Source organism: Pelomonas baiyunensis (genome assembly GCF_043555935.1).
In the GTDB taxonomy this organism is placed as follows: Bacteria; Pseudomonadota; Gammaproteobacteria; order Burkholderiales; family Burkholderiaceae_C; genus Pelomonas; species Pelomonas baiyunensis.
The window spans coordinates 81,562-94,130 of record NZ_JBIGIB010000005.1 but is presented as its reverse complement, the minus strand read 5'-3'; the positions used below and the strand labels follow the sequence as shown (position 1 = coordinate 94,130).

Sequence of the window (12,569 nt, the reverse complement as noted above, 5' to 3'; positions counted from 1 at the left end):
CATTGCCCAGGCGCTGTTCAAGTCCTGGTTCGTAGACTTCGACCCCGTGCGCGCCAAACGCGACGGCCGCGCCCCCGAAGGCATCGACGAAGCCACCGTCGCCCTCTTCCCCGACAGCTTCGAGGACTCGGCGTTGGGGGAGGTGCCGAGGGGGTGGCAGGCCAGTTCGCTTGCCGAGCTCACCGCCCGAATTGGCGGCAGCATTCAAACCGGGCCGTTTGGCAGCCAGCTGCATGCCTCCGATTACGTCGCCGATGGCGTGCCCGTTGTCATGCCCAAAGACATCAGCCTGCGCCGCGTTCAAACGGATTCCATCGCCCGCGTGCCGGCAGCAGACGTCGAACGCCTGGCGAGGCACAAGCTCCTGCCAGGTGACATAGTGTTCAGTCGGCGAGGTGACGTTGAACGACACGCCTTGATCTCGGAAACGGAGCGGGGCTGGCTTTGCGGCACAGGCTGCCTTCTGGTGAGACCGGGCAAGGGCTGGCCCTCACCAACATTCCTGTCCATGTTGTTGGATGCTCCGCAATCGCGAGCCTGGCTTGTTCAGCATGCTGTTGGCGCGACGATGCCCAACCTCAACACTGGCATCTTGGGTTCGGTGCCCGTGGTCTTGCCTCCTTCCAATCTGCTGGCGGCATTTGAAGATGTAGTGTCGGTACTGGAAGCGAGCCGGGCTGACAACTCAGAGAGGGTCCGCACGCTTGCATCCCTCCGCGACACCCTCCTGCCCCGCCTCATCTCTGGCCAACTCCGCCTGAGCAAGACGTCTGTTGCCATAAAAGGCTTGTCGGCATGAGATCAGTTGATCAACGAGACGAACTTTGGACGTCGTTCATTAGACGTTGGCCGCTATCTGCTCTCAGGAACTTGACGCTTGAAGAGTACACACAGGCAGACAGTCAAGCTGGCTTCACCGGGTGGGTGAAGTTCAAGACTGATGGGCTGGGTTGGCGTCCGAAGGGCGGATCAAGCTTCGATCGCGTTGGTGTGTGCGCCTTGCCAGCGGATCCGAAATGGCGTGCGAAGGTAATCGACAGCTTCAGCGAGCGTCCGCACAGCGCGGTCGACGCCGAGCGGGGTTACTGCTGGCGAAGGACTTTGGGTGCTGACATCGATGCGGCATTTCGGGCCACCAGGCTGCGCATCGTGGAAATTGCAGAAGCAGCACAGGGGGGAAATCTCAATGTATTGAAAGCTCCACAACTTCACGCGGACTACGAGTGGAAGGTGTTCTTCCTCTATCAGGATCGTGACCACCCGGTGCTACTCCCGGCACAGGAGCAATCGGATGTTCGCCAGTGGTATCACGCAAGGTACAGAGAGCGATTGCCGATGGGCGGAGGGAAATCTGCTGAAGCGTCTGTGCTGGCCAACCAGCGCCTGATGGACCAACGCAGCGGACAGTCTCTGTTCGATTACGTGGATGAACTCACCGGCGAAACGTATGGCCCTGACGACGACACGACCGAGTCGCTCAGCCCTCAAACGCCAGAAGCCTCTTTCGACGCAGTACGGACCGTCATGCCTGCTTTGAATCAAATCCTGTACGGCCCGCCTGGAACAGGCAAGACCTACGAGACCATCGACACCGCGTTGGCCATCCTGGATCCGGCCTACCTGGCGCAGCAGCGCGCCGATCGTTCAGCACTGAAGGCGCGCTTCGATACTCTGGTGCAGGAGCGTCGCGTCCGGTTCGTGACCTTCCATCAAAGCTTCAGCTATGAAGACTTTGTGGAGGGCATCCGGGCCAGCACGCCAGAGGGTGCGGCAGGGGGCGGGCTGACTTATGCGGTCGAGCGCGGTGTTTTTGGCGAACTGTGTGCCGATGCGAGCCGAAATCGCGAGTCCGACGAGCGAATCGGCGTCGGTTCCTCTCCCACGGTCTGGAAGTTGTCAATCGCTGAAGCCAGCAGCAAGGACGGCACGCGCCAGTACTGCTTCGAGCACGACGAGGCACGCATCGGCTGGAAGGACATTGGCGACCTCGAACTGGCCAATCTCGCGAACCCGTCTATGGCGCTGGGCGCCAAAGATCGGGCCTCGCTGCAGAACTTCGCCCACGAGATACAGGTCGGTGACGTGGTGCTATGCCTGGGCAGCAAGACCACGGTGCGGGCCGTGGGTGTGGTGGCGGGCCCCTACGAGTACCAGCCCGAGGTACCGACAGGTGTGCGCAGCGACTACGTCCACCGCCGTGCTGTGCGCTGGCTGAACACGAAGCTGGACTTCGACATCACCAGCCTCAATGGCGGTAAGCAGCTCACCTTGCAAACCGTCTACCCGCTCAGTCGGATTGAATGGCCGCAGTTGGAGCCTGCGTTGCGAGCCGTCGGGGCCTTGCCTGATGTCGCCCCAGCAGGGCCGGGCGCAGAGAAACAGCCCTACGTGCTGATCATTGACGAGATCAACCGCGGCAACATCTCGCGCATCTTTGGCGAGCTAATCACGCTGATCGAGCCCTCCAAGCGGGCGGGCGCCGAAGAGGCGCTGGAGGTGGTGCTCCCGTACTCCAAGATGCCGTTCAGCGTGCCGAGCAACGTCTACCTGATCGGCACCATGAACACCGCCGACCGCTCGCTCACCGGCTTGGATGTGGCATTGCGGCGGCGCTTCGAGTTCCGCGAGATGCCACCACGCCCCGGGGAGCTTAAGGGCATCAATGTGGAGGGCATTGAGGTCGATCGTTTGCTCGACACGATGAACCAGCGCATTGAGGCCCTGCTTGATCGCGATCACCGCCTGGGCCACGCCTATTTCATGCCCTTGCGTGAACAGCGCACGTTGGCACGCCTTGAGCAGGTCTTCCGCAACCAGGTGTTGCCGCTGCTGCAGGAGTACTTCTTCGACGACTGGCAGCGCATCCAATGGGTGTTGAACGACCACCGCAAGGCAGAAGACTTCCGCTTCGTGCGTGCCGTCGCCGCTGACGTGGCGGAGCTTTTCGGTTTGGATGTGAATGTGACGCGCAATGCACAGACCTGGTCGATCAACGAGTTAGCCTTCAAGCAGGCGCAGAGCTATCTGGGTGTCATCGACCACCGCGACGCGCAGGACGCAGCCGCATGACACTTGGGCTGCACCGCGTCAGCGTTCGAGAGCACGCCTGGCTCTGCACCGAGCCCGTGCCCGCGTCGCTGGATTGCGCGCAGCTCACCGAATCAGCCTTCGACTACCTGTGCAGCTTGAGCGAGCGCTTCTCAAGTGGCGGTGCGCGACTCTTGCAGGTGGAAGGCCGGCGCCGGCTGAAGTTGGACAACTTCGTGGGCGTGATTCAAACGCCATGCGGCACAGTGCTGGAGATCGTGCCCAAGCATCACGCCGAGGGGGGCAGCTTGGCCGAGGCGCGCTTGCTGCTTCGGAAGCTGCTGCTGGCGCTGTTGGATTTACCCACGCGTGATGTGGGCGCGGCCTCACTGCAGCTGTTCGACGCGCCCTTGTCTGAATGGGTGATGGGGCGCTTTCTTCAGGAGCTGGACACGCTGGTCAGCCGCGGTCTGCGGTTCGAATATCAGCGGGTGGACGAGGAATTGCCGTTCCTGCACGGGCAGCTGAACCTCAACAGGCAACTTCGCCAGCCACCTGGGCGAGAGCATCGCTTTCATGTGCGGCATGAGGTTTACCTACCCGATCGACCCGAGAACCGGCTGCTGAAGCTGGCGCTGGAGCGGGTGCGACAAGGCACTCAGGACGCCAATCACTGGCGCCTCGCCCAGGAGCTGAGCTTCCGGTTGGCAGAGATTCCTGCCAGCCGCCAGGTCGAGCAGGACTTCCGCGCCTGGGGCCACGATCGCCTGTTGGCGCACTACCAGGCCATCAAGCCGTGGTGCGAGCTGATCCTGAGCCAGCACATGCCCTTGGCCGTGGCTGGCGACTACCAAGGCATGAGCCTGCTGTTTCCGATGGAGAAGCTCTTCGAGCGCTTCGTCGCGCGCTGGCTGCGCGCATCGCTGGCAGTTGGCCTGGATATGCGCACGCCGGCCCGCAGCGAGTCGCTGTGCGAGCACCAGCAGCAGCCGATCTTTAGGCTGGAGCCCGACATCCTCATTGCAGACGGCGGCCAGCGCTGGGTGCTGGACACCAAGTGGAAGCTGCTGGATGCCAGCAAGCGCGCGGACAAGTACGGACTCAGCCAATCGGACTTCTACCAACTCTTTGCCTACGGGCAGAAGTACTTGGGCGGGGCCGGCCGCATGGCCCTGATCTACCCGCGTACGGAATCCTTCCAGAGCCCGCTCGATACCTTCGACTTCGGTGGTGGCTTGAGCCTAGAGGTGCTGCCGTTCGATCTGGATCAAGAGCGTTTGCTCGGTATTGAGCGCCTCAGACTCGCTCGGCGAACCCACGAGGAACGGCTTGTGGCCTAACACGCGAGCGTCGGGGTTCTTGGCAGGCGCAACCGTGCAAAACGACACCCGATTGGCAGGGCTACGACCACTTTTCGCGTCAGCGCGTAACGCTATCATCGATTGGCAAATTCGCTCACAACAAGCACTCGCAATCGAGGGAGATCCAACATGGCTAAGAAGTTCGCAGATATCAAGACCACCGCTGGCGCTCGCGTCATGCTGAACCTGGACTGCACTGCGTATGTCACCGCTACACACGGCACCAACATGGCAGACGGCGCAGAGGTTGTTCTGATGACGTTGAACGAAGAGGGTTTCAAGCAGGTTAGCGTGCCGGCCAGCCAAGTCGAGAAGTTGCTCAAATCCATCAACGCACTGGGTGACCAGTTTGTGAAGGTGGCAGCCATTGGTGGGGGTGAGCTCTTCCTGAACACCATGTTCATTTCAAGCATCGACCCACTTCACGGCAATGACTTCAGCGACGGCGCAGCGGTTAACGTCATGAGCTCGGTCGTTCAGGTCAGCAGCAGCAGCGCGCTTGACCTGATCAACTTGGTCGTCTAACCCTACCCGGATGCGCAAGGCCTGACGCCAGGCCTGTTTGACGTGACCGGTGGGCAGTGGTCATCTGTCGACAGGAGCGGAAGCGTTCGCCACAGAGGGGGTGGAACTAGTGGTCACTGAGGGTCAGTTGGAGCGCGAGGCCCTGGGCTGGCTGGCAGAGGTGGGCTACATCCACCGCCAAGGCGCTGACATCGCGCCCGATAGCGCCACGCCCGAGCGGAGTGACTACCGCCAGGTACTCCTGTGCGGTCGGCTTGCCCATGCCATCCATAAGCTGAACCCTGGCATCCCGGGCAGCGCCCGCGACGATGCGCTGGCGCAGGTGCTGGACCTGGGCATCCCCGCCCTGCTCTCGGCCAACCGTGCCTTCCACAAGCTGCTGGTCAGCGGCGTGCCGGTGCAGTACCAGAAGGACGGCGAGACGCGCGGCGACTTCGTCCGCCTGGTCGACTGGGGCGATGTGGCCGCCAACGAATGGTGGGCAGTCAACCAGTTCACGATCAAGGGCGCGCACCACACGCGCCGGCCGGACATCGTGCTCTTCGTCAACGGCCTGCCGCTGGTACTGATCGAGCTGAAGAACCCGGCCGACACGCATGCCGACATCTGGAAGGCCTTCGACCAGATTCAGACCTACAAGGCCCAGATCCCCGACGTGTTCCAGTACAACGAGGTGCTGGTGATCTCGGACGGCAGCGAGGCACGGATGGGCTCGCTGTCGGCCGATGAAGAGCGCTTCCAGCAATGGCGCACGATCAGCGGCGCAGACCTGGACCCGCTGGGCCTGTTCAACGAGCTGGAGACGCTGGTGCGCGGCGCGCTGGCCCCGGCGATGCTGCTGGACTACCTGCGCTACTTCGTGCTCTTCGAGGACGACGGGCGGCTGATCAAGAAGATCGCTGGCTATCACCAGTTCCATGCGGTGCGGGCAGCCATCGCGCATGTGGTAGCGGCCTCGCGGCCGGACAGCAGCGCGGCATTGCGCGGCAAGGGTGGCGTGGTGTGGCACACCCAGGGCAGCGGCAAGAGCATCACCATGACCTGCTTTGCGGCTCGGGTGATGCAAGAGCCGGCGATGGAGAACCCGACCATCGTCGTGATCACCGACCGCAATGACCTCGACGGCCAGCTGTTCGGCGTGTTCAGCCTGGCTCAGGACCTGCTGCGCGAGCAGCCGGTGCAGGCGACCACGCGGCAGGAGCTGCGCACGCTGCTGAGCAATCGGCCGTCTGGCGGCATCGTCTTCGCGACGATACAGAAGTTCATGCCCGGCGAGGATGAGGACCTGTTCCCCATGCTCTCCGACCGACGCAACATCGTCGTCATCGCCGACGAGGCCCACCGGACCCAGTACGGCTTCGAGGCCAAGCTCAAGGAGGTCAAGGTTCGAGGCGGGTCTGCATCAAGCACCCTGACCACCGACGGGGCCGAGCCGGCGCATACGGCGGGGGATTTTGAGTCCCCTGCGTACAAGACCAAGTACCAAGTCGGCTACGCCCAGCATCTGCGCGATGCCCTGCCCCATGCCACTTTCGTGGCCTTCACCGGCACGCCGGTTTCCGCGGCCGACCGCGACACGCGTGCCGTGTTCGGCGACTACATCCATGTCTACGACATGCAGCAGGCCAAGGAAGATGGCGCCACGGTCGCCATCTACTACGAGTCGCGCCTGGCTAAGCTGCGTCTGAAGGATGAAGAGCTGCCCACCATCGACGATGAGGTGGATGAGCTGGCCGAGGACGAAGAGGAAAGCACCCAGGCCAAGCTCAAGAGCCGTTGGGCGGCGCTGGAGAAGGTCGTCGGTGCCGGCCCGCGCGTGGCCAGCGTGGCGGCTGATCTGGTGACGCACTTCGAGGCCCGCGACTGCGCCCAGCGCGGTAAGGCCATGGTCGTCGCGATGAGCCGCGACATCTGCGTTCACCTCTACGACGAGATCATCAAGCTGCGGCCAGCCTGGCACGACCCGGACCCCGAGAAGGGTGCGGTCAAGATCATCATGACCGGCTCGGCCAGCGACAAAGTGCTGCTGCGCCCCCACATCTACAGCAGCCAGGTCAAGAAGCGACTGGAGAAGCGCTTCAAGGACCCGACCGACCCGCTCAAGCTCGTGATCGTGCGCGACATGTGGCTCACCGGCTTCGATGCGCCCTGCGTGCACACCATGTACGTGGACAAGCCGATGAAGGGCCACAACCTCATGCAGGCGATTGCCCGCGTGAATCGCGTGTTCAAGGACAAGCAGGGCGGCCTGGTGGTGGACTACATCGGCATCGGCAACGAGCTGAAGGCGGCCATGCGCGAGTACACGGCCAGCCAGGGCCGAGGCCGGCCGACCGTCGATGCGCATGAGGCCTATGCGGTGCTGGCCGAGAAGCTGGATGTGCTGCGGGCCATGCTTCACGGTTACGACTGGAGCGGCTTCCTGACCGGCGGCCACAAGACCTTGGCGGGTGCTGCCAACCATGTGCTGGGCCTGAAGACCGAAGGCAATCGCGACGGCAAGAAGCGCTTTGCCGACGCCGCCCTGGCGATGAGCAAGGCCTTCACGCTGTGCTGCACGCTGGACGAGGCCAAGGCCGTGCGCGAGGAAGTGGCCTTCCTGCAGGCCGTCAAGGTGATCCTGACCAAGCGCGACATCTCGCAGCAGAAGAAGACCGACGAGCAGCGCGAGCAGGCCATCCGGCAGATCATCAGCCAGGCCGTTGTGTCCGACGCCGTCGTGGACATCTTCGATGCGGTCGGCCTGGACAAGCCCAACATCGGCCTGCTCGATGACGAGTTCCTGGCCCAGGTGAAGAACCTGCCCGAGCGCAATCTGGCGGTGGAACTGCTGGAGCGTCTGCTGGAAGGCGAGATCAAGTCCAAGTTCGCCAGCAACGTCGTGCAACAGAAGAAGTTCTCCGAGCTGCTGGGCAACGTCATCACCCGCTACCAGAACCGCTCGATCGAGACCGCGCAGGTCATGGAAGAGCTGGTCGAGATGGCCAAGAAATTCCGCGAGGCAGCGTCACGCGGCGAGGCCCTGGGGCTGACCGATGACGAGGTCCGCTTCTATGACGCGCTGGCCAACAACGAGTCGGCCGTCAGGGAACTGGCCGACGAGACTCTGAAGAAGATCGCCCACGAGCTGACCGAGAACCTGCGCAAGAACCTGAGCGTGGACTGGTCAGAGCGCGAGAGCGTGCGCGCCAGCCTGCGGTTGATGGTCAAACGCATCCTGCGCAAGTACAAGTACCCGCCGGATATGCAGGACGCGGCGGTGGAGCTGGTGTTGCAGCAGGCGCAGGCGTTGGGGGAGAGTTGGTCGTGAAGTGCCAAGAGATGTGACCAGCGGAAGACAACTGCGTGTCCGTATGGATGACCCAAGAATTCACGACCCATCCAAAAATCGACACTGGGCGTCTTTGACGCCGCCAGGGGGCAGCACATACTTGGGCTGGAAACGTTGAGCCCGCAAGCCGATACGAAAAGGCATATCTCAAATGCAGACATCCGTTGTCTTTGACATCCCGACAGACATTGCAGGCCGGATTGCCCTTGGGCAATACGAGCGAGTCGGTGGCGTCGTTCGGGAACGAGCTACTGGTCAGGTAGTCACATGGCTGAGGGAAACTGGGACGTCGGGGGGCGGAAAAGCGCTCGAACTTCTCGGCTCAGTGGGTAGCGCCGCCAGCATCCTGAACTTGGGCGCTACCGTCGGCTTCGGCATCGCGACGCTTCGCAAACTGGACAAGATTGAAGGAAAACTTGATCACATCAGCAACAAGCTGAACGAAATTGAGTCGCGAATTGCAAAACTCCACTGGACTGTGGAACTCGGCTTTGCGCAGACCCTGCACGCACTTAACCAGATCGCGGAGTGGAAAGAAATGGAATTGAGCGCTGCCTTAAGCAGCGCTGCCAACTTGGCGTGGAGCAGTCAATTCCTAGAGCCTGGCAGCACGCAGCGAGTAATGCGACTTGAAAACGCTCTGCACTCTGCCAATGAAGCCAAGGAAAAGCTTGTTTTACTGGCGCGCCGGGAAACGGACGAGGCTGTTGAAGGGATTAGAAAGTCTCGACAAACGGACGCCGGCTTCAACTTTGATTCAAGTGCCGCGACGACAGCAATCCGACTCAGGCAAGCAGTTGCCGCTAGTGCATTGTGTGCGTCGATAAGTGCTGAGGCCAATGACCTACTTTCTGCGGCCGCTGCGCTGAAGCAAGACTATTCCGTGCTAAACGGCCTGTATACAACCCTCGGTCTTGCAGGCATTGGACAAGGACTTGGGGTCGTCGAACTCTTGGGGCATACAAGCAAGAACGGATCGTTATCTACAGGCCGCTTAGACTCGCTCGTGCGTCGTTTCCGTGCGAATGGCATTCTGGACCTGGTCGATATGCGAAACACAATTGAAGAAAAGGCCGATCCCTCCAATTCTGGCGGCGAGCATATTGATGCTGGCGCGGCGCTTAAGATTGCAGGAACGATCATTGCCGGCGTGTCACCGTGGCCATTTCCGACAAAGATTTCTGGTGGCACGGCAAAGCCAGAACCGATTCGCGTCTCAACCGTCAGCCCCGACGCGATGCGATTTTTTGGGATGCTCGATCAAGTGGCTGAAGACATGGACCGGCTCAATGGGCACTCGCTTGAGTATGAATCCGGCGCGTTGATTGGTGCGTCAATTCACGAGTACCGACAAGCGTTCTGCGTCGATGATGCGCCTGACTCCGCTTCCATAGCCTATTTCAAGATCGCCGCTTAAGGTACTGCGATATCAGTTCAGTATCCGATTGGTAGGCCGTCAGCACTTGCCGCTTGAGGCGACTTATTCCACTCGAGACCATCGTCGTGGAACAGTGGCGGTGCGTCGTCGCCGACGTGAAGCAGGGCGTGCCGACAGCGTGCGTAGGTGCGATGTCGCATGGCGGGATGTGGTGCGGATGGCCGCAGCGCCCTACGCAGGTAGCGCCGACATCGGCTGCGCGCTGAGGCCAACTTGACCCTGCTCCCGATTCAGTACCGCTCGGAAGTAAAACTTTCCTGCCTATCTGAAGCAGCCCAAATGCTTAGGCCCACTCATCCGCCGGCGATCGCCCGACATGGCACGCCCATGTCGCGCTAGTTGTCCGGATGGCAGGTGAAGAACAGAACCTGGTGACGCTGCGCGGCATCGAACAGCACGCGCTTCATATGGGTCAGGCGCTCTGTGTCGCTGTGCACCATTGCGTCATCCAAGATCAGCAGAGTCGGGCGGCCAGCATCGCGCAGCAGATCGGCGTACGCGAACCGGCTGACCAAGCCCAGTTGCTCCAGTGCCCCAAAGCTCAGTGAGGAGAAAGTTCCTGCATCCGTCACGCCCATACCTAGCCGGCGCGTAAGGACGTCTGGGTGTTGTCGCGTCGCAAGCCAGAGCCACTTTCCCGCCTAAGGCGGGCGGCTCGGTGAGGTTTGATTGGGCAACCTCCAGCGGGGAGCTGGGCCCATGAGCCCGCGTCGACCGCGGGTTTAGGCCCCAGCCTTTCCGCCGGCGTCAGCCGGCAGTCAAGACGTCGACAGCCTTTTCTCTAGCCATGGCGCGCCACGTACGCCGCCGAACGGCCGCCGGCAGATTTAGTAGCCGCGCATCATTAAGGGGCCTCGGACTGCGCCCGGCAGCCATCCCGACGACCGGGGCACCTCGCCTCGACGAGGCGCTTGTTGCCTCGGGCTATGACCCAATGGTCATCGAGGCTAGGTGCAACTGACGGGTGGGCCAAGCCCAGGCCACCGGTGGGCCACACATGGGCCACGGCGCCCAGAAACGACAAAGCCCGCACTGGGCGGGCTTTGCTAAGCCCTTGTCAGGACTCATTATTTCTTGGTTGCGGGGGCCGGATTTGAACCGACGACCTTTGGGTTATGAGCCCAACGAGCTACCAGACTGCTCCACCCCGCGACTGAAGCTAGCAGTATATATCGGTTTTTGACCGAGTGGCAAGACTTTCTTGAAATTCTTGCTTTGGCCGCGTTCAAGACGCCGCGCGGACGAGGTCGAACGGCCGGGATGAACCCGCCAGGGAAGAAACTGGGGCGCTTGCACGTTGTGCGTGCATGTCATGAATTCAATGCACGACACCCCTTCTTTCGGCGCGTCGCTGTCGGCCCTGGTGCCGCGGCTGCGGCGCTTTGGGCGGCTGCTGACCGGGCACGCCCAGGACGCCGACGACCTGGTGCAGCTGGCGCTGGCGCGCGCCTGGCAGCACCAGGCCCGGTGGGAGCCGGGGACGCGCCTGGACAGCTGGATTTTTCGGATCATGCAGAACGCCTGGATCGACGAGGTGCGCGCCCGGCAGCGCCAGGCGCAGGTGCTGGTGGCAGACACCGACGAAGCCCTGGCGGCCACCGCGGGCGCGCCGTCGCCGGTGGACGCGATCGCGGTGCGGCAGGCCGTGGCACAGCTGAGCGAAGACCACCGCGCCGCCGTGGCCCTGGTGCTGGTGGAAGGGCTCTCCTACAAGGAGGCCGCAGAGGCCTTGGGGGTGCCCATGGGCACGCTGACCAGTCGCCTCGCGCGGGCCCGTGAACAGTTGCAGGCGCTGCTGGCGCCGGAGGAGAAACAACCATGCGCGACCTGAACGACGCCGCGCCCCGCTGGCCCACATCGCCCGACACCTTGCCCCTGAGTGACGAGGTGTTGATGGCCTGGGTGGACGGTGAGCTGGACGCCTCGGCACACGCCCGGGTGCAGGCGCAATTGGCGGGCGACCCGCAAGCGCGCGAGCGCGTCGCCCAGCTGCAAGCCCTGACCGTCCAGTTGCGCCACGCATTTGCGCCTGAACTGGGCGACACCGTGCCGGCGGCGCTGCAGGCCGCAGCCCGCGGCGAGGGGCTGCAGACGGCCCAGGTGCTGACCTGGCCGGACGCCCGGAGGACGCCACCCGCACCGGCCGATCGACGCGCCGGCTGGAGGGGCTGGGCCCGCTGGGGCGGGCTGGCGGCCAGCGTGGTGGTGGCGCTGGGGGTGGGCGCGGTGCTGTGGCAGCCCCAGCCAGGCGCCGAAACCCTGCTGGCCCAAGCCGACGGGCGCCTGGTGGCGCGCGGCGCGCTGGAACGCAGCCTGCAGCAGAGCCTGGCCAGCGAGCCGGGCCACGGCCCGGTGCGCGTGCTGCTGAGCTTCAAGGACCACGACGGCCAGTTCTGCCGCACGTTCGCATCCCCCGCCGGCTCAGGCCTGGCATGCCGCCGCGGGGCGGACTGGCAGGTGGCAGTGCTGGCCACGCCGCCCTCCACGGCCCCCAGCCCTTCCACAGGCCTGCGGCTGGCCAGCGGAGACCTGCCCGCCACGGTTCTGGAGGCCGTGGAACGGCGCATCTCCGGCCTGACGCTGGACGCCCCGCAGGAGCGCGCCGCACGTGACGGAGGCTGGCGTCCATGAAGCCGTCGCCCCGCCACCTCAAGCTGCTCGGCCTGACGTTGCTGACGGCGGCCGCGCTGTGGGCCCACGCCCAGGCGCCCGCCGCCCCGCTGCGCTGGCTGGACCTGATGTCGCGCACCTGGACCGACGTGCCCGACCCCGAGCCCGGGGGCTGCCGCGGCGATGATGAGGCATGGACGCTTTGAACCGTTGGCCCCGCCGCCGTGCCGCCTTGGGGCTCGCGGCGTGGCTGTGCGCAGCCGCAGGGCTGACGTGG

General features: G+C 63.4%; 10 protein-coding genes and 1 tRNA gene. 9 read left to right on the top strand and 2 right to left on the bottom strand.

The features are described from left to right. The first annotated feature begins 46 nt into the window (after nt 1-46). The 6 genes from ACG01O_RS17290 to ACG01O_RS17265 all read left to right on the top strand — a co-directional run bounded on the left by ACG01O_RS17290 (nt 47) and on the right by ACG01O_RS17265 (nt 9,661). Nucleotides 47-799, top strand: a complete 753-nt coding sequence (locus ACG01O_RS17290; RefSeq protein WP_394386519.1) for a restriction endonuclease subunit S — start codon at nt 47-49, stop codon at nt 797-799. 71 nt (nt 800-870) lie between these two features. Next, nucleotides 871-3,069 carry an AAA family ATPase gene (locus tag ACG01O_RS17285; protein WP_394386517.1) on the top strand — a complete coding sequence of 733 codons (2,199 nt, stop codon included), beginning with the start codon at nt 871-873 and terminating at the stop codon, nt 3,067-3,069. Then, a complete protein-coding gene (locus ACG01O_RS17280; protein WP_394386515.1) occupies nt 3,066-4,367 on the top strand; it encodes an McrC family protein in 1,302 nt (433 codons plus the stop codon). The genes ACG01O_RS17285 and ACG01O_RS17280 overlap by 4 nt, the downstream gene beginning before the upstream one ends. A gap of 150 nt (nt 4,368-4,517) precedes the next feature. Continuing rightward, nucleotides 4,518-4,913 (top strand): hypothetical protein, encoded by a 396-nt coding sequence (locus tag ACG01O_RS17275; protein WP_394386513.1) that lies wholly within the window; start codon nt 4,518-4,520, stop codon nt 4,911-4,913. Nucleotides 4,914-4,962: 49 nt separating this feature from the next. Next, nucleotides 4,963-8,223 carry a type I restriction endonuclease subunit R gene (locus ACG01O_RS17270; RefSeq protein ID WP_394386511.1) on the top strand — a complete coding sequence of 1,087 codons (3,261 nt, stop codon included), beginning with the start codon at nt 4,963-4,965 and terminating at the stop codon, nt 8,221-8,223. A 172-nt stretch (nt 8,224-8,395) separates the two neighbouring features. Next, the gene (locus ACG01O_RS17265; protein WP_394386509.1) at nt 8,396-9,661 is read left to right on the top strand and encodes a hypothetical protein; all 1,266 of its coding nucleotides are present in this window, start codon (nt 8,396-8,398) and stop codon (nt 9,659-9,661) included. Between the two features lie 356 nt (nt 9,662-10,017). Here ACG01O_RS17265 and ACG01O_RS17260 read toward each other — a convergent pair whose 3' ends face one another. Both ACG01O_RS17260 and ACG01O_RS17255 read right to left on the bottom strand, forming a co-directional pair. After that, nucleotides 10,018-10,260 carry an ATP-binding protein gene (locus ACG01O_RS17260; protein ID WP_394386507.1) on the bottom strand — a complete coding sequence of 81 codons (243 nt, stop codon included), beginning with the start codon at nt 10,258-10,260 and terminating at the stop codon, nt 10,018-10,020. 497 nt (nt 10,261-10,757) lie between these two features. Then, nucleotides 10,758-10,834, bottom strand: a tRNA-Met gene (locus ACG01O_RS17255). Between the two features lie 160 nt (nt 10,835-10,994). Between ACG01O_RS17255 and ACG01O_RS17250 the strand changes: the two genes are divergently transcribed. Genes ACG01O_RS17250 through ACG01O_RS17240 form a run of 3 tightly spaced genes read left to right on the top strand, consistent with a single transcriptional unit; the run spans nt 10,995 to nt 12,498 of the window. Continuing rightward, a complete protein-coding gene (locus tag ACG01O_RS17250; protein WP_394386505.1) occupies nt 10,995-11,513 on the top strand; it encodes an RNA polymerase sigma factor in 519 nt (172 codons plus the stop codon). Beyond that, on the top strand, nt 11,501-12,313 hold the full coding sequence (locus ACG01O_RS17245; protein ID WP_394386503.1) for an anti-sigma factor family protein: 813 nt from the start codon (nt 11,501-11,503) through the stop codon (nt 12,311-12,313). Before ACG01O_RS17250 ends, ACG01O_RS17245 begins: the two co-directional genes overlap by 13 nt. Then, nucleotides 12,310-12,498 (top strand): hypothetical protein, encoded by a 189-nt coding sequence (locus ACG01O_RS17240; RefSeq protein WP_394386501.1) that lies wholly within the window; start codon nt 12,310-12,312, stop codon nt 12,496-12,498. Before ACG01O_RS17245 ends, ACG01O_RS17240 begins: the two co-directional genes overlap by 4 nt. The last annotated feature ends 71 nt before the right edge of the window (nt 12,499-12,569 follow it).

Bases quoted from the DNA above. Each gene is read 5' to 3' on its own strand.
- ACG01O_RS17280 (WP_394386515.1), top strand. From the start codon at position 3,066: ATGACACTTGGGCTGCACCGCGTCAGCGTTCGAGAGCACGCCTGGCTC.
- ACG01O_RS17245 (WP_394386503.1), top strand. From the start codon at position 11,501: ATGCGCGACCTGAACGACGCCGCGCCCCGCTGGCCCACATCGCCCGAC.
- ACG01O_RS17250 (WP_394386505.1), top strand. From the start codon at position 10,995: ATGAATTCAATGCACGACACCCCTTCTTTCGGCGCGTCGCTGTCGGCC.
- ACG01O_RS17265 (WP_394386509.1), top strand. From the start codon at position 8,396: ATGCAGACATCCGTTGTCTTTGACATCCCGACAGACATTGCAGGCCGG.
- ACG01O_RS17260 (WP_394386507.1), bottom strand. From the start codon at position 10,260: ATGGGCGTGACGGATGCAGGAACTTTCTCCTCACTGAGCTTTGGGGCA.
- ACG01O_RS17275 (WP_394386513.1), top strand. From the start codon at position 4,518: ATGGCTAAGAAGTTCGCAGATATCAAGACCACCGCTGGCGCTCGCGTC.
- ACG01O_RS17240 (WP_394386501.1), top strand. From the start codon at position 12,310: ATGAAGCCGTCGCCCCGCCACCTCAAGCTGCTCGGCCTGACGTTGCTG.